Below are 15,629 nucleotides of genomic sequence, written 5' to 3'. Positions count from 1 at the left end.
AGAAGACGTGACAGACAACGCAATCGGCGATTGGAGTGCGGCCCGCGTCGCCGGCACGCTGCTCGCCGCCGAACGCTCGCGGACGGCGCGGACCTCGATCCACCACGAGTGGCCGGGCCTGACCCTCGACGTAGCCTATGCGGCTCAGGACATCGCGCTCGCCGATCGGCGCTCGCGCGGAGAGACCGTGACCGGGATCAAGCTGGGCCTGACATCGCGGGCCAAGCAGAAACAGATGGGCGTCGACGAACCGTCGGTCGCCTGGCTCACCGACGCGATGGTGCTGCCCGCCGGTCTGCCGGTTCCGCGTGAGCGACTCATCCATCCGCGCGCCGAGCCGGAGATCGCCTTTGTGCTCGGGCGGCCCCTCACCGGTCCCGGTGTCACCGCGGCCACAGCACTCGCCGCGGTCGACTATGCGATGGCCGCCATCGAGATCATCGACAGCCGGTACTCCGGATTCAAGTTCACCCTCGAGGATGCGGTCGCCGACAACAACTCTTCCGGCGTCTACGTGACCGGCCCGGTCATCCGCGACATCGCGGACGTCGACTTCGGGCTCGAGGCGTGCCTGTTGGAAGTCGACGGTGACATCGTCGCCACCGCGACGGGTTCAGCGGTGCTCGGTCATCCTGCCGAGGCATTGGCGTTCGCCGCCAACACCTTCGGCGCGCGGGGCGTCACCCTGGAAGCGGGCTGGGTCGTCCTCACCGGCGGCATGACGGACGCTGTGCCGGTCGAGCCGGGTAGCCGGGTCGCGGCACACTTCACCACGCTCGGCTCGATCACGATCGCGGGAGGGTGAGATGCCGTTCATCGATGTGACCATCGCCCAGGGGCGTTCACCCGACGAGGTGCGCGCGCTGATGCGCGAACTGACGGCAGCCGCCCACCGTGCGATCGGCGCGCCGATCGCGAACATCCGAGTATGCGTCCGCGAGGTCCCGACCACCCACTGGTCGGCGGGCGACGTCACCGTCGCCGAACGTCAGGCGGCGATCACGGAATCGTGAGGCGCGGGAGACCATCTTGCGCCCACACCCCCGCTCCCTGATCCGAAAAGACCGCTACACCTGCGGTCCGGCCGGCGACCGGCAGACTTCAACTCGACCGATGGACTTCGATCGAAGTCTAGGAGTCGAGTTGAAGTCTGTTGGTGACGCGGCGCGTCAGCTCTGCTCCCTGAGGAGCGCGCGGAGCTTGCGGAGGGCGCGTCAGCTCTGCTCCCTGAGGAGCGCGCGGAGCTTGCGGAGGGCGCGTCACGAAGGGTCTGGCGAGCCGGATGCGTTGCAGCGACTGGCCAGGTTGGCGGAAGTACTTCGTTCCAGCTCCAGGACGATGGTTGGTGGGTCGTAGACGTGACTCCTGTGTGACTGGTGGGGTTTCTGTTCACTACAGTCCACCACGGTTCACCGCTGGGGCGTGTGTGACATACATTGCCTGACAGGCACATTCGTCGGCAATCGGGTTGTGGATAAGTCTCGTCGTCGAACGTTTTGGGCTCTTCTGACGTCGAAGTGGGTTCCTTTTCGCGAGCCTAACGCACGCAACGCCCAGTCTCGCTTAGGTTTTGATTTGCGAAGAACAAGACCAAAGGAGTGGGCGTTGCGCACTGTCAGAGTACTGCAGAAGTTGCTCGGAATCGAGCGTGCCCGTGTTGTGGGTGTCAGGTTCGATGAGGATGACCGCGGGCAGATGGTGGTCGTGTCGCTGGAACTGCACAAGAACGCACGATCACGGTGCCCGCACTGTAAGAAGCGCTGCCCTGGTTACGATCAACCTGCGGCGCCGCGACGGTGGCGACATCTCGACATGGGCGGTTGGCGGTGCTTCCTCGAGTTGCCCGCCAAGCGTGTGCAGTGTCCTCGCCATGATGTGAAGACTGAGTTGGTTCCGTGGGCACGTCCGGAAGCGAAGATGACCAGGGCGTTCGACGACACCGTCGCACCGACGCGCCATGCGACTCGACGACGCCCTCGTCTAGTCACTGCCCCGACCACCAGACCCGCCGGCGTCGACTCCGATGCCACATGACCTTTGACAACTCCACAGTGTGAAACGCGCCGTGGCCGCGGGGATCGTGTAGCGAAAGATGCTAGTTAGCAGAAAGTTTCGCTACAGATACCAGCAGGTGCGGTTGTCGGCCCTTCGAGGCTCGTCGCGTGCGCTCCTCGCGCCTCAGGGAGCGGGGGTCGCTCGTCGCTAGCGCTCCTCGCACCCCGGGGACCAGTGGGTGTGGTCCTTGCGGCTCAGGGAGCAGTATGGCGAGCAGCACGAATCGAGATCTCCGTTGCCCGGACATCACTCGCCGGCACGCCGCCGATGCCCCAGTTCTCCGGCGCCACCTCGACGATCTGTCCGCGGACGCCCGATCGTTCAACGTCCAGATGCTCGACGACGAGATCGGTGAACGCGGCCAGGAGGTCCGAACGCTGCTGCGCCGGACGGCCTGCGAGCACGATCGCGGTGAAGTACGGCGCGATCGTGCCGCCGTCTGCGACGAGCTGTCCGCCGACGGCGAGGTCGGCGGGGTCGTACTGCACGACGAAAGCGCGTACCCGCTCGATCGGTGAGTCGAGGATGCGGGAGTAGGTCCCGCTCGCGTCGGTCAGCAGAGCGGCGCGCTGCTCGGTGGACGCGGTGCCCGCGGGGATGTGAAAGTGTGCAACCGGCATGTCGGCTCCGATCGGAAGTGCCCGTGTCCGTGGGGGATCGGGCTACTGGATGCCGTGGCGAGTTCCGCCGTCGGCGTTGAGGACGCTGCCGTGCAGCACGGCGGCCTGGGGCTCGAGCAACATCTCGACGAGCCAGGCGATCTCGTCCAGTGTGGGCAGGCGACCCAGCGTGGTCTTGGCCGTGTACCTGTCCCAGATCTCCTGCGGCGCGGCACCGGTCTCACGCGATTCGGTGTCGACGAAGGCGCGGAGCCGAGGGGTGTCGATGGGCCCGGGCGCGATGGTGTGCACGGTGACACCCCGGGGTCCATAGAGTGCCGAGATCTGTCGCATCAGATTGAACAACGCGGCATTGGCGGTACCCGGTCCCGCGTCGAGGGGCCCCGGTTCGAGTCCGAGTGAACCCGCGACCGCGACGAACCGCGAGCCGTCGGCGAGATGGTCGCGGACTGCTCGCAGCAACCGGACGGTGCCGGCCACCTTGATGTTGGCCGCGGTGGCCAGCAGCGATGGCTCGATCGCGTCCGCGGAGCCGCGCACCGGGAGACCGGCCGCGAACACCGCGAGTCGTACGGGCCCGTCGAGGCAGGATCGGATCGCGTCCACGGACCAGTCCTCGGCGATGTCGGCCGCGCACGGGATGATCAGCTCGTCTGTTGCCGCGAGCTGTTCGAGTTCCTCGGCACGGCGCCCCACCGCGAGAACCCGCATCCCGCGTGCCACCAGGCGTCGTGTGAACACGGTCCCCATCGCGCCGGTCGCGCCGACGACCACACATGTCTCGGTTGTGGACACGGGTCCTACTTCCGGATGCGCAGGGTCACCGCACGGGGTTCGGTGAAGAACTCGCGTGAGTACTGGCCACCCTCACGGCCCAGGCCGCTGATGCCCTCACCGCCGAAGGGCAGCCGGAGATCGCGTTCGAAGAAGGTGTTGATCCAGACCGTGCCGGCCTTCCAGCGCGCGGCCATCCGATGCGCCCGGTCGAGATTCTGCGTGAAGAGGATACCCGCCAAGCCGTAAGGGGAGTCGTTGGTGATGCGCAGCGCCTCCTCTTCGGTGTCGAAGCCCAGAACCGTCTCGACAGGACCGAAGATCTCCTCACGTGCCGTACGGGAGTCGTTGGTCAGGCCGGTGATGACGGTCGGCGGATAGTAGAAGCCGCCCGCCCGATCGGAGTCGGTGAGTCGTTCGCCGCCGGTGATGATCTTGCCGCCTTCATCCTGCGCGAGTTCGACGTAGCTGTGCACCTTGTCGAGGTGCCGCTGCTCGACGAGCGGCCCCATGAACGTCGTCGGGTCCTTCGGGTCCCCGACCACGAGCTTCCGCGCCTCCTCGACGAAGCGCTCGACGAATTCCTCCCGGATCGAATTCTGCACCAGCAGTCGCGAACCCGACAGGCAGACCTGTCCGTTGCCGCCGAAGATGGCCCGCAGCGACATGGGTACGGCGACGTCGAGATCGGCGTCGGCGAACACGATGTTGGCCGACTTGCCACCCATCTCGGCCGAGACAGGCGTGTGGTTCGCGGCGGCCGCCTGCAGGATCTTCACGCCCGTGGCACTCGATCCGGTGAAGGTGATGCGGTCGACGCGCGGATCGGAGGTCAGCGGTCCGGCGACGGCCTCACCACCGAAGCCGTGGACGACGTTGAGCACCCCGGGCGGCAGACCCGCCGCGAGCGCGATCTGCGCGAAACGGTTGGCGGTCAACGGTGTCTGCGGTGCCGGTTTGAGGACCACGGTGTTGCCGAAGGCAAGTGCGGGCGCGATCTTCCATGTCGCCAGCATCAGCGGCGCGTTCCACGGACTGATCGCGGACACGACCCCGGCGGGCGGGTAGAGGACGTAGGAGAGCAGATCGCCGTCCGGGTAGGCCTCGTTCGCGGCCATCGAGACGTAATCGGCGAAGAAGCGCAGGTTGTGGGCCACCCGCGGGATCTCGGCATGCAGCGACTGCGTGATCGTCTTGCCGCCGTCGCGGGTCTCGAGCTGCGCCAGCTCTTCTCGGTGGTCGTCGACTGCGTCGGCGACCGCATGCAGGATCGCCGCGCGTTCCTTGGGTGACATCTGCGGCCACGGCCCGTCGTCGAAAGCGGTGCGGGCAGAGTCGATCGCCGCGACGCCGTCGTCGACGGTGCCGCGCGCCACCCGGGCGAGCAGCGCGCCGTCGTGCGGGTCGCGCGACTCGAACGTCGCGCCGTCCGAGGCCGTCCGCCACTCGTTCCCGATGAGGTGGCGAACCTCGGCAGTACCGCTCTGATCGGTGTTTTTCAGATGGCTGGAAAGAGTCATTTCCTCACACCTCCGCCGCGACCGGCGTCTCGTAGGTGCGGCCCGCCAATTCGGAGGCCACATCGATGATCATGTCTTCCTGGCCGCCGATGACGCCGCGACGGCCGAGTTCGAGCAGGATGTCCCGGGCGGGGACGCCGAACTTCTTCGCGGCGCGCTTGGTGGGGTGGAAGAACGTGGAATACACACCCGCGTAGCCGAGCACGAGCGCGGTCTCGTCGACGATCTGCGGCTCGGTCATCAGTGGGGCCACGACGTTCTCGGCGGTGTCGATGAGCGGGAACAGCTCGACGCCGGTGTCCCAGCCCGCGCGTTCGAATGCGGCGGCGAGGACTTCGGTCTGGGCATTGCCGGCACTGGCGCCGAGCCCCCGTAGCGAGCCGTCGATGTAGGTGGCACCGTTCTCGGCGGCGGTGAGCGCGTTGGCGATCCCGACACCGAGGTTGTTGTGGGCGTGGAAACCGATGTCCGCCGAGATTGCCCCACGCAGTGCCGCGACCCGCTCGCCGGCTTGCTGCGGGACGAGCGCACCCGCGGAGTCGACCACGTACACCACGTCGGCGCCGTAGGAGTCGAACTTCGCGGCCTGCTCGGCGAGTGCATCGGGTTCGAGTTTGTGGCTCATCATCAGGAAGGTCATCACGGTGAGCCCGTTCTCCTTCGCCCACTCGACGGGCTGCTGCCCGCAGTCCGCCTCGGTGCAGTGGACGGCGACGCGGACGGTCGAGATGCCGGCGTCCACCGCCGCCCGCAGTTCGTTCAGCGTCGCGATACCCGGCACGTAGAGGGCGGCGATGTCGGCGTTGTCCACCGCGTCGACGGCGGCGCGCACATATTCTGGGTCGGTGGCCGCGGCGAAGCCGTACTGGACCGACGACGCACCGAGTCCGATGCCGTGTGCCACTTCGATGGTCGGGACGCCGGCCCGGTCGAGGCCGGCAGCGATCGCTGCGACATCAGTCGTGGTGAATCGGTGCGACACACTCGACATCCCGTCGCGCAGCGTCGTGTCGACGAGGGTGACCGATCGTGGTCGGCGGGTTGTGGACTGACGTGTCATCGCAGTGCTCCTGTCTGGAGTGTCGCTGTTCCGGCCTTCTCCTGCGCCATCACCTCGGCCACCTGCACGGCGGCGGCGGTGATGATGTCGAGATTGCCTGCGTACGTGGGTAAGAAGTCGCCCGCGCCGACGACCTCGAGCATCACGGTCACGAGATCGCCGTCGGTGTCGACGAGCTTGAGTGTGTAGCCGGGGACGTAGCGCTGGACCTCGGCGACCATGTCGACCACGGCGCGTTCGATGGCGCCGGCATCCGGGTTGCGGACTTTCGCATACACCGTGTCGCGCATGTTCATCGGCGGCTCGGCCGGGTTGATCACCGAGATCGCCTTGGCCCGGTCGGCTCCCGCGACCTGGGCCAGGGCGCGACCCGTCTTCTCGCTGAACTCGCTCAAATTCTGCCGGGTCCCCGGCCCCGCACTCGCCGACGCGATGGCCGCGACGATCTCACCGTAACTGGCGTCGGCCGCCTGGTTGATCGCGTAGAGGATCGGGATGGTCGCCTGCCCGGCGCAGCTCACCATGTTCACGTTGGGCGCGTTCACGTGTTCGCGGAGGTTGACCGCTGGGACGACGTAGGGGCCGACCGACGCGGGCGTCAGGTCGATCGCGGTGATCCCCGCGTCGGCGTAGCGGGGTGCGACAGCGGCGTGGACTTTGGCCGACGTGGCCTCGAAGACGAGATCGGGCGGCGTCGCCTGTTGCAGCAGCCAGTCCACACCCGCTGCCGACGCCTCGAGCCCCTCGTCACGTGCCCGTCGCAAACCCTCACTGGTGGAATCGATCCCGACCATGTAGACCGGTTCGACGTACTCGGACCGCAGCAGCTTGTACATCAGGTCCGTCCCGATGTTGCCCGATCCCACAATGGCGGCGGTCAACCGGCTCATCGCATGTCTCCTTAGCTGTTGGCGCACGTCCGTCTCGGTTTCCCCGGGCGTGCTCGATACCGAACGTAGGAGCCGGGTGCGGTCCGCGGGGTGCTGGGACGGACAGTCCGAACGCGGACTGCTTCGGCAGCACCGTTGTTCGGATATCCCGAATGGCGGTGACGGCAGTCACATCTCGTCGCCATGCTGAGGCTCATCAGCCAGCAGCCACCGAGATCCGGTGGCGCCCGATCCACAGGAGAAACGATGACCGAGAACGCCGCACGCTTCGATGTCGCGCACCTCGCCCGTGCCGAACTGTTGACCCCGAAGCCGCAGGAGACCCTCGACTTCTTCACCCGATTCCTGGGCATGTACGTCACCCGGCGCGAAGGCCAGTCCGTCTACCTGCGGGCCTACGAGGACCCCTACCCCTGGAGTCTGAAGATCACCGAGGCCGCCGAGCCCGGGATGGGTCATGCCGGCCTGCGGACCAGCTCTCCGGAGGCGCTCGAACGCCGTGCCGCCTCGCTGCAGGGTGCGAACATCGACACCTCCTGGCACGAAGACGAATTCGGCTACGGCAAGACGCTGGCATACAAGACCGCCGACGGTCACGACTTCGCGCTGGTGTGGGAAGCCGAGACCTACGTCGCGCCACCGGAACTGCAGAGCAAGATCCTCACCCGGCCGTCGAAGAAGCCGTTGCAGGGGATTCCGGTCAAGCGCATCGACCACCTCAACCTGATGGCCTCGGACGTCACCGCGGTCAAGACCGAGTTCGAACGCCACCTCGGGTTCCGCACCACCGAGCGCGTCGTCGACGGTGATGTCGAGATCGGCGCCTGGATGAGTTCGAACATCCTCGGCCACGAGGTCGCCTGCATGCGCGACATGACCGGCGGGCGCGGCAAACTGCATCACCTCGCCTTCTACTACGGCACGGGTCAGCACAACATCGACGCCGCGGAGATGTTCCGCGAGTACGACATCCGCATCGAGGCCGGCCCGGACCGACACGGGATCACCCAGGGTCAGTTCCTCTACGTGTTCGAACCCGGTGGCAACCGCATCGAGTTGTTCGGCGAGTCCGGATACCTGCATCTCGATCCGTCCGCCGAGACGAAGACCTGGCAGATGTCCGACATCGACACCGGTCTGGCCGTCGGCGGTGCGAAGCTGCCGTGGGAGACCTACTTCACCTACGGCACGCCCAATCCGCTCCCGCTCGACGAGCACATCACCGCCTTCGCCGACTTCGGACCGGGCGGGCCCGCGCCGGAGGCCGAGGCGGTCGTCGAACTGATGCCCGACGAGATCGAGCACTCCCGTGCCGTGGCCGATGCGCCGGTCTGAGCCGGGTCGATCGGTTCGATCAGAACAGGAGACTCCTTGACTGTCATCGACATCACCAGGGTGTCGTCGTCCGACGACATGCCCGACCATCCGCCGCGGATCGCCGACACCCTGTACCACGACCTCGTGTCGCCCGAGGAGGTAGTCGAGGTCCGTCGCAGGGTTCGGCAGGTCGCGCTTCGCGACGTCGCGCCGGTGGCCGACCGGATCGCGCGGGGCGACGAGCGACTCGACGGCTTCCCACGTGACGTGTTCGATCGGCTGGCCACGGCGGGGATCTACCGCATCCCCTTCGCGGCCGATGTCGGCGGCGACGGACTGGCTCACCCGGCCACCGCGACGGCCACCGCCGTCGAAGAAGTGGCGTACTTCTCCAACAGCGTCGCCGCGATCTTCGACGTCCACTGCATCCTCGCGGGCAATGCCGTCAACCAGGGCACGCCGGAGCAGCGCCGCAGGTGGCTGGCCCCGGTCGTCGCCGGCGAGATCGTCGGCTCCTTCGCCACCAGCGAGCCGGCCGCGTCGAGCGATCTCTCACCCGAGGCGGTCCGGACCGTGGCGCACCGCCGCGGCGACGGATGGGTGCTGAACGGGCGCAAGCGGTGGATCACCAATTCCGTCGTCGCCGCGTTCGTCGTGGTCCTCGCTCGCACCGGTGACCGGCTCTCGACGTTCATCGTCCCGACCGACACCCCGGGGGTCCGGGTGGGTACGCCGGATCGCAAGCTCGGGAACAAGGGCCAGATCACCGCCGACGTGCACCTCGACGAGGTGGAGCTGGGGCGTGAGTCCCTGCTCGGGACCGAGGGCGGCGGGCTGAAGGTCGCCCTGCAGACGCTGACCTACGGACGTATCGGGATCGCGGCGGCGGGTGTGGGCATGGCGCAAGCCGCCTTCGACCGCACCGCTGCCCACCTGCGCACCCGGGTGGCCTTCGGCGAACCGCTCGCAGCCCGGCAGCACTGGCAGTTCCTGATGGCCGACCGCGCGACCGAGATCGCGATCTCGCGCGACCTGTACATCAAGGCCGCGATGCGGCTCGACGCCGGAACGCGCTTTCCCGAACCGGAGGCGGCGATGGCCAAGCTGCGCGGCACCGAGGTCGCGGTCCAGATGGCCCGCGACGCGGTCCAGGCGTTCGGCGGCTTCGGATTCACGCAAGAGCTCGGCGACGACGACTCGTCGGGTCCGGTCGAGGCCCTGTACCGGGACAGCAAGATCGGGGAGATCTACGAGGGCGCCAGCGAGGTACAGCGGTGGGTGCTCGCGCGGCAGATCTTCGGTCGCGACGTCGTGGGCTGATCGACGCGCTGACGACCCTCCGGGCCGTCGTCCACCCCGGTGGGCGGCGGCCCTTGGCGTCGCGGGACCAAATCGGGGCATGGTGGTGTTGTGCACGGTGACGCCCTCCGAGCGCCGTCGCTCGACGGAGCCGAGGGAGCGTCAGCAGGAGGAAACGTGAGCAACACCTACCGCAAGACCCCCGGGGCGTTGAGCCGCCTCACCGACATCCAATACCGCGTCACCCAGCGTGACGGCACCGAGCGTGCCTTCGACAACGAGTACTGGGACAACCACGAACCCGGCCTCTACGTCGACGTCGTGTCCGGACAGCCGCTGTTCTCGTCCACCGACAAATACGACAGCGGCACCGGCTGGCCGAGCTTCACCAAGCCGATCGAGCCCGACGCGGTCGCCACCAAGACCGACCGCACCCTGTGGATGCGACGCACCGAGGTGCGCTCGTCCGGCGCCGACAGTCACCTCGGGCACGTCTTCGACGACGGGCCGCGCGAGGCCGGCGGACAGCGCTACTGCATGAACTCCGCCTCGTTGCGGTTCATCCCGGTTGGCGAGCTCGAGGCGGAGGGGTACGGCGAGTACGCCGGCCTGTTCGGCGGCACGCACACCACGAATTCCCACACCACCGATACCCAGGAGGAGAACGCATGACGACCGACCCCGGCCAGATCACCGTCCGTCCCGGCACCGAGACCGCGGTCCTCGCGGGCGGATGCTTCTGGGGGATGGAAGACCTGATCCGCAAGCAGCCCGGCGTCCTGGACACCCGGGTCGGCTACACCGGCGGACAGAACGACCACGCCACCTATCGCAACCACCCCGGTCACGCGGAGGCCGTCGAGATCGTGTTCGACCCGACCCAGACGTCGTATCGCGACATCCTGGCGTTCTTCTTCCAGATCCACGACCCGACCACGCGCAACCGGCAGGGGAACGATGTCGGCACGAGCTACCGCTCGGCGATCTTCCCGGTGACGCCGGAGCAGGAGCAGATCGCCCGGGACACCATCGCCGACGTCGACGCGTCAGGGCTGTGGCCCGGCAAGGCGGTCACGACGATCGAGGAGCTGGGTCCGTTCTGGCAGGCCGAGCCCGAACATCAGGACTACCTGCTCAATTTCCCGAACGGGTACACCTGCCACTTCCCGCGCCCGGGATGGGTGCTGCCGAAGCGGGACGCGGCGTCCACGCGGTGACGCGCGAGGCCGGCTGACAGTGCCGACGCCCGTCGACGGTCATGCGACAACGACCGTCGACGGGTTCGTCGGCGTATGCTGGGGCGATGTAGCACTCTGCTACACACGCGCGGGAGGTGTGCGATGAGCACCGGTACGGACAAGGTGACCCGGCTGTCTGCTGCATTGGTGACCGATGCGGCCCGGGAGGGCGCGCGAGAGCAGCGGTCGGCGCGGCAGCAACTCGAACACTGGGCGCGTCTGGGGCGCAGCGTCTCGCAGCGCACCACCGCGTCGCGTCAGCGGGTCGAGGCCGCGCTGGCGGGCGATCTGCCGGGAGAAGTGCTGACCGCAGAGGAAGCCGTCGTCTACGACGCCGAGATCGACGCTCATCTCGAAGCGCGGCTCACGACCGACGACCACGTGGTTCGTCGTGCCTCGGCCGGGTTGTCCTCGGTGGTCGTCGATGACGCCGGACGGCTCGTCGAACACCGCCCCGACGGGACGAGCGTCATCCTCGAGCAGTGACTCCGCGGCTCGATCTGGTCGTCGGATGCAACGGCGCGGGCAAGTCGACGCTGGTCGAGCGTCATCTGCAACCCCTGCTGCATGTGCCCTTCGTCAACGCCGATCTGATCGCCCGGCAGCGGTGGCCCGACTCCGCGGAAGCCCATTCCTACGACGCCGCCCGGTTGGCGGCGGCGACCCGCGACACTCTCATCGAGCGCGGCACCTCGTTCATCGCCGAGACGGTCTTCTCGCACCCCTCGAAACTGGAGCTCATTGAACGTGCGCATACCGCCGGATACCGAGTCGCGCTGCACGTCGTGATGATCCCCGAGGCTCTCGCGGTCCATCGCGTCCGATTGCGCGTGGACAGTGGCGGGCACGCGGTCCCGGAGGTCAAGATCCGCGAGCGGTTCCGACGCCTGTGGCCGCTCGTCCGGACGGCCATCGCGCGGAGTGACCTGGCAACCGTGTACGCCAATGAGCGACCGACCACGCGCATCGTCGCGCGGTACGTCGACGGTCTGGTCGCCGGCGTACCCGACTGGCCGGACTGGACGCCGGGTGCGCTGACGGATACGAAGGCACGATGACTTCCCTCGATCGAGCCGGCCGGCTTCTCGTCGTCGGCGCTGTCAACGACGATCTCGTGGTGGCGACCGACCGTCTGCCGGGGCCCGGTGAGACGGTCGTCGGTCCGAGCGTGACACGTCACGGCGGCGGCAAGGGTGCGAACGCCGCCGTCGCCGCGGCGCGTGCGGGTGCCGAGGTGCGCTATTGCGGCGCAGTGGGTTCCGACGACATGGGCGCGAGCGCACTCGCCGAACTGCGGGACTCCGGTGTCGACGTGACGGACGTGGACGTGCTCGACGGCGTCGCCACCGGGATGGCGCTGATCGTCGTCGATCCGCACGGGGAGAACCAGATCGCGGTCGGGGCAGGCGCGAATGCCGTCCTCGGTGCCGACGAGGTCCGTGCCGCGGTCGACCGTGCGGCGGGCTGGGCCGGCTGTGTCCTCGTCAGCACCGAGATCCCGGCCGACGCCGTCGCCGCGGCGGTCACGACGGCCGCCGCCCGGGGTATCCGCTGCGTCGTCAACCCCGCCCCGGTGTTGCCGTCGACCGTCGACCTGTTGGCGTCGGCGCCGGTACTGACGCCCAACTCCTCTGAACTGCGGGACCTGTACGGACTCGTCTCCGAGGGTGTGGCCGCGCCGGAGATATCGGCGGCCGAACAGGCGACGGCGGTCGCATCCCGAACGGGCGCACCGGTTCTCGTGACCCTCGGTGCCGATGGCGTCCTGATCGCCGACCCCGCGTCCGAGGTGATCTCGCTCCCCGCCGGACGGGTCGCGCGGGTCGTCGACACGACCGGTGCGGGTGACACCTTCAACGGCGTGTTCGCGGCCGCGCTCGCCGCCGGGTCGACGGTAGTCGAGGCGGCGAGACGTGGTGTCGCGGCGGCGTCGCTGTCCGTCGCCGCGGTCGGCGCCCGGACCGGGATGCCGAGCGACGACGAGATCCGCCGCGCGATGTGAGCGGAACCGGCCGGGAGGGAGCCGCTAGCGGGTGGCCGGTTTCGGCCGTTTCATGAACCGGTGGTGGTCGTCGCTGGGCAGGAAGTAGTCGCCCTGCCCGCCCGCACGCAGCAGTGGTCGGGCGCCGGCCGTGTCGTAGGTCTGGTCGTTGCGCAACAGATGGGTGGCGATGTGGATCTTGACCACCTCGCCCAGCACCATCCAGGTGTCGACGAGGTCGCCTGCGGCCGTACGTAATTGGAACGACTGGGTGGTTCGGCACTCGAAACTCACCGGACTCTCGCCGACCCGTGGCGGGGCCACGAGATCAGAGGCGAGGCGCGTCAGGCCGGCGACGTCGAACTCGTCCTCGCCGGCGGGCACCGCAGCCGAGGTGGCGTTCATCTGCTCGCCGAGATCGTCGGTGGCGAGGTTCCAGACGAACTCGCCGGATTCGATCGCGTTCGCCGCGGTGTCCTTGTAACCGACGCTGGCGAAACCGACGATCGGCGGCGTGTAGTTGAAGAGGTTGAAGAAGCTGTAGGGAGCCAGGTTGCCGACGCCGTCGTCGGACACCGTCGAGATCCAGCCGATCGGCCGCGGCGCGACGATGGCATTCACCGGGTCGTGAGAGAGCCGGTGGCCCTGCGACGGCTCGTAGGAGTGGTAGGTCGTCACCATCGCCACGGTACGTCAGCCGTCACCCGTTCCATCGCCTGCGTAAGGTGAGGTGCGACCGACCACCGCGCACATCGACGATCGGGACCGCCGTGACCCTCTCCTCCGCCTCTGACCTGCGGACCTTCGCCAACATCCGGGACCTGGGCGGTATGCGGGTCGCCGGCGGCGGCGTCACCGCCGCCAACGTGCTGATCCGCAGCGATGCCCCGTATCCCGACGACGAGGACCCCGTCGGCCTGCCCTGGCCGCCGGCGACCGTCGTCGATCTGCGCGACCCCACCGAGCTGGGCCGGATGGCCGTCACCTGGCCGCCGAACGTTCGCGTCGTGCACCGTCCGGTGTCCTCGGGTGCCCGCGTCGACCGCCTCGCCGACACCGCGCTCGTCGAGATCTACACCGCGATGATGCGCACGGGCGGGCATCGGCTCACCGCCGCGCTGAACGAGTTCGACTCCGAGGGCGCGACGCTCGTGCACTGCGCTGCCGGCAAGGACCGGACCGGGGTGATCATCGCGATCGCCCTGCTGTTGGCGGGCGTCGACGAGGAAGCGGTCGTCACCGACTATCACCGGACCGAGGACGGCATCGCCGGGGTGTTCGCGCGTCTGCGGTCCCGCAAGCGGATCCCGGCGGGCACCACGCTGCACGCCCCGATCCTGCGCACCCCGCGCGAGGCCATCGAACTCGTCGTCGGGGACGTGACCGGTGCGCGCGGCGGTGCGTGGGGATGGTTCGAGGAGCACGGCGGCGACGTCGACCACTTCCGGGGCTGGGTCTCGAGGTTCGCGCGTCCTGAGGGCGAGGAGGCCGGGCGTGACTGACGAAAACACCACGGATGCAGCGCAATTCAGACCGGATGTCGTGGCAGCCGTACTTGCACACATGAATGACGACCACGCCGACGACTCGTTACTGATCTGCCGTGTGCTGGGCGGGCGGCCCGATGCGGTCGCGGCGCGGATGACCGGATTCGACCACGAGGCAGCGACGTTCGACGCCACGGTTCCCGAGGGGGTCGTCGGGGTGCGGCTCGCCTGGGATCGCCCGGTCCGCGATCGTGGCGACGTCCGCACCGCGGTCGTCGCGATGTTCCTTGCGGCGCAAGAACGTTCGGGTACCTCTGCGCCCTGAGGGTCACGTGCTCCCGCGAACCATCAGTTCGACCGGGAGGCGGCGGGATTCGACGTCCCGCCCGGCGGCGAGGTCGAGGAGGCCGCGCACCGCGGTCTCGCCGATCTCCCGAGCGGGGGAGCGGACCGTCGTGAGCGGCACGGGGAGCTGGGCGGCCACCGGGATGTCGTTGTAGCCGATCAGGGCGAGGTCGTCGGGGATGCGGAGGCCGAGGTCGCGGGCGACACCGAGGACTCCGATGGCGATGGTGTCCGACACCGCGAAGATCGCCCGGGGACGGTCCGGACGATCGAGCAATGCGCGCCCGGCCGCCGTCCCGCCGTGAACCTCGAAGTCGGAAGCGACGATGCGGTCGTCGGACAGCGTGATCCCGGCATCAGCCAGCTGGGCGCGGAACCCGCGGAGCCGGTCGGTGGCCGTCGTGGCGTGGCCGGGTCCGCCGATGACGGCGAGGTCGGTGTGACCGCGCTCCAGGAGATGTCGGGCGGCGATGCGTCCGCCGCGCACGTCATCGCCGCCGACGAAGGGGAGTCCGGCCTCGGCGTGCCGGGTGAGGGTGAGCATCGGGAGGTCGCCGACCCGCAGGGACTCCACGAAGTCCCGGCCCGGCAGGTGTAATCCGCTCAGCAGCAGACCGTCGACTTGCCGGCCGACGAGGAGTTCGATGGCCCGTCGCTGAGCGGCCTCCTCGTCGGGCGGGGATGACAGCAGGACCGAGTACCCGGCCCGGGTGGCGGCCTGTTCGATGCCCTGGTAGGTCGTGGCCACGACGCCGTCGGTGAGGCGGGTCATCACGACCCCGATCGTGGTGGTTCGGCGGGTCCGCAGGCTGGCCGCCCACACATTGCGCTGGTAGCCGAGTTGGTCGGCGACCTCCCGCACCCGCAGAGCCGACGCCGACCACCCGTCGGCGGGCTCGGACTGTCGCAGCACCCGGGAGGCGGTGGACACGTGTACGCCGGCACGCCGGGCGATCTCCTTCAGCGTGGGGGCGCGCTGACCACTGACCACGCTGATCCTCTCTCTTCCTGATTGACCCGATGGGCATCGAACACCTACCTTA

The 15,629-nt window shown here is 68.5% G+C and carries 18 protein-coding genes and 1 pseudogene; 12 read left to right on the top strand and 7 right to left on the bottom strand.

The genetic code is table 11. The features are described from left to right. Nucleotides 1-7 precede the first annotated feature (7 nt). From MVF96_RS20965 to MVF96_RS20955, 3 genes and pseudogenes are all read left to right on the top strand, one after another. Nucleotides 8-805, top strand: a complete 798-nt coding sequence (locus tag MVF96_RS20965; protein WP_226514131.1) for a 2-keto-4-pentenoate hydratase — start codon at nucleotides 8-10, stop codon at nucleotides 803-805. A 1-nt stretch (nucleotide 806) separates the two neighbouring features. Then, complete coding sequence (locus tag MVF96_RS20960; RefSeq protein ID WP_058249708.1) at nucleotides 807-1,013, top strand: tautomerase family protein; 207 nt, start codon at nucleotides 807-809, stop codon at nucleotides 1,011-1,013. Between the two features lie 592 nt (nucleotides 1,014-1,605). Further along, a pseudogene (locus MVF96_RS20955) lies at nucleotides 1,606-1,947 on the top strand (transposase family protein); the annotation flags it as partial. Between the two features lie 302 nt (nucleotides 1,948-2,249). Here the strand turns inward: MVF96_RS20955 and MVF96_RS20950 are convergent. The 5 genes from MVF96_RS20950 to MVF96_RS20930 are packed head-to-tail and all read right to left on the bottom strand — an operon-like array spanning nucleotide 2,250 to nucleotide 6,919. Further along, nucleotides 2,250-2,675: a tautomerase family protein gene (locus MVF96_RS20950; RefSeq protein ID WP_247450289.1), complete on the bottom strand. Its 426-nt coding sequence runs from the start codon at nucleotides 2,673-2,675 to the stop codon at nucleotides 2,250-2,252. Between the two features lie 42 nt (nucleotides 2,676-2,717). Continuing rightward, complete coding sequence (locus MVF96_RS20945) at nucleotides 2,718-3,470, bottom strand: SDR family NAD(P)-dependent oxidoreductase (protein WP_078113759.1); 753 nt, start codon at nucleotides 3,468-3,470, stop codon at nucleotides 2,718-2,720. A 5-nt stretch (nucleotides 3,471-3,475) separates the two neighbouring features. Further along, entirely contained in the window at nucleotides 3,476-4,969 is a 1,494-nt protein-coding gene (locus tag MVF96_RS20940; RefSeq protein ID WP_137809481.1) for an aldehyde dehydrogenase, read from the bottom strand. 4 nt (nucleotides 4,970-4,973) lie between these two features. Then, entirely contained in the window at nucleotides 4,974-6,029 is a 1,056-nt protein-coding gene (gene dmpG / locus MVF96_RS20935; protein WP_137809480.1) for a 4-hydroxy-2-oxovalerate aldolase, read from the bottom strand. After that, the gene (locus tag MVF96_RS20930) at nucleotides 6,026-6,919 is read right to left on the bottom strand and encodes an acetaldehyde dehydrogenase (acetylating) (protein ID WP_137809479.1); all 894 of its coding nucleotides are present in this window, start codon (nucleotides 6,917-6,919) and stop codon (nucleotides 6,026-6,028) included. Before MVF96_RS20930 ends, dmpG begins: the two co-directional genes overlap by 4 nt. 246 nt (nucleotides 6,920-7,165) lie before the next feature. Here MVF96_RS20930 and MVF96_RS20925 point away from each other — a divergent pair, with 246 nt between their 5' ends. From MVF96_RS20925 to MVF96_RS20895, 7 genes are all read left to right on the top strand, one after another. After that, nucleotides 7,166-8,254, top strand: coding sequence for a VOC family protein (locus MVF96_RS20925; protein WP_247450287.1), 1,089 nt, complete (start codon nucleotides 7,166-7,168; stop codon nucleotides 8,252-8,254). Between the two features lie 78 nt (nucleotides 8,255-8,332). Further along, on the top strand, nucleotides 8,333-9,556 hold the full coding sequence (locus MVF96_RS20920; protein ID WP_247452150.1) for an acyl-CoA dehydrogenase family protein: 1,224 nt from the start codon (nucleotides 8,333-8,335) through the stop codon (nucleotides 9,554-9,556). Nucleotides 9,557-9,712: 156 nt separating this feature from the next. Further along, nucleotides 9,713-10,207, top strand: a complete 495-nt coding sequence (msrB, locus tag MVF96_RS20915; protein ID WP_247450285.1) for a peptide-methionine (R)-S-oxide reductase MsrB — start codon at nucleotides 9,713-9,715, stop codon at nucleotides 10,205-10,207. Continuing rightward, on the top strand, nucleotides 10,204-10,752 hold the full coding sequence (gene msrA, locus MVF96_RS20910; protein ID WP_068970820.1) for a peptide-methionine (S)-S-oxide reductase MsrA: 549 nt from the start codon (nucleotides 10,204-10,206) through the stop codon (nucleotides 10,750-10,752). The genes msrB and msrA overlap by 4 nt, the downstream gene beginning before the upstream one ends. Nucleotides 10,753-10,875: 123 nt before the next feature. Further along, the gene (locus MVF96_RS20905; RefSeq protein ID WP_058249717.1) at nucleotides 10,876-11,259 is read left to right on the top strand and encodes a TA system antitoxin ParD family protein; all 384 of its coding nucleotides are present in this window, start codon (nucleotides 10,876-10,878) and stop codon (nucleotides 11,257-11,259) included. Then, nucleotides 11,256-11,831: an ATPase gene (locus MVF96_RS20900; RefSeq protein ID WP_247450284.1), complete on the top strand. Its 576-nt coding sequence runs from the start codon at nucleotides 11,256-11,258 to the stop codon at nucleotides 11,829-11,831. The genes MVF96_RS20905 and MVF96_RS20900 overlap by 4 nt, the downstream gene beginning before the upstream one ends. Continuing rightward, complete coding sequence (locus MVF96_RS20895; protein ID WP_247450282.1) at nucleotides 11,828-12,775, top strand: PfkB family carbohydrate kinase; 948 nt, start codon at nucleotides 11,828-11,830, stop codon at nucleotides 12,773-12,775. Before MVF96_RS20900 ends, MVF96_RS20895 begins: the two co-directional genes overlap by 4 nt. A gap of 24 nt (nucleotides 12,776-12,799) precedes the next feature. Here the strand turns inward: MVF96_RS20895 and MVF96_RS20890 are convergent, their stop codons facing one another. Beyond that, a complete protein-coding gene (locus tag MVF96_RS20890; RefSeq protein WP_247452149.1) occupies nucleotides 12,800-13,432 on the bottom strand; it encodes a flavin reductase family protein in 633 nt (210 codons plus the stop codon). 92 nt (nucleotides 13,433-13,524) lie between these two features. Between MVF96_RS20890 and MVF96_RS20885 the strand changes: the two genes are divergently transcribed. Beyond that, on the top strand, nucleotides 13,525-14,256 hold the full coding sequence (locus MVF96_RS20885; protein WP_247450280.1) for a tyrosine-protein phosphatase: 732 nt from the start codon (nucleotides 13,525-13,527) through the stop codon (nucleotides 14,254-14,256). Next, entirely contained in the window at nucleotides 14,249-14,566 is a 318-nt protein-coding gene (locus MVF96_RS20880) for a DUF2470 domain-containing protein (protein WP_078113770.1), read from the top strand. The genes MVF96_RS20885 and MVF96_RS20880 overlap by 8 nt, the downstream gene beginning before the upstream one ends. A 3-nt stretch (nucleotides 14,567-14,569) precedes the next feature. Here MVF96_RS20880 and MVF96_RS20875 read toward each other — a convergent pair whose 3' ends face one another. Continuing rightward, a complete protein-coding gene (locus MVF96_RS20875; RefSeq protein WP_078113771.1) occupies nucleotides 14,570-15,577 on the bottom strand; it encodes a LacI family DNA-binding transcriptional regulator in 1,008 nt (335 codons plus the stop codon). Nucleotides 15,578-15,629 lie beyond the last annotated feature (52 nt).

It is taken from the genome of Gordonia hongkongensis, from assembly GCF_023078355.1.
Lineage (GTDB): Bacteria > Actinomycetota > Actinomycetes > Mycobacteriales > Mycobacteriaceae > Gordonia > Gordonia hongkongensis.
The sequence above is the reverse complement of the archived record's forward strand: the minus strand, read 5'-3'. Positions and strand labels throughout refer to the sequence as shown.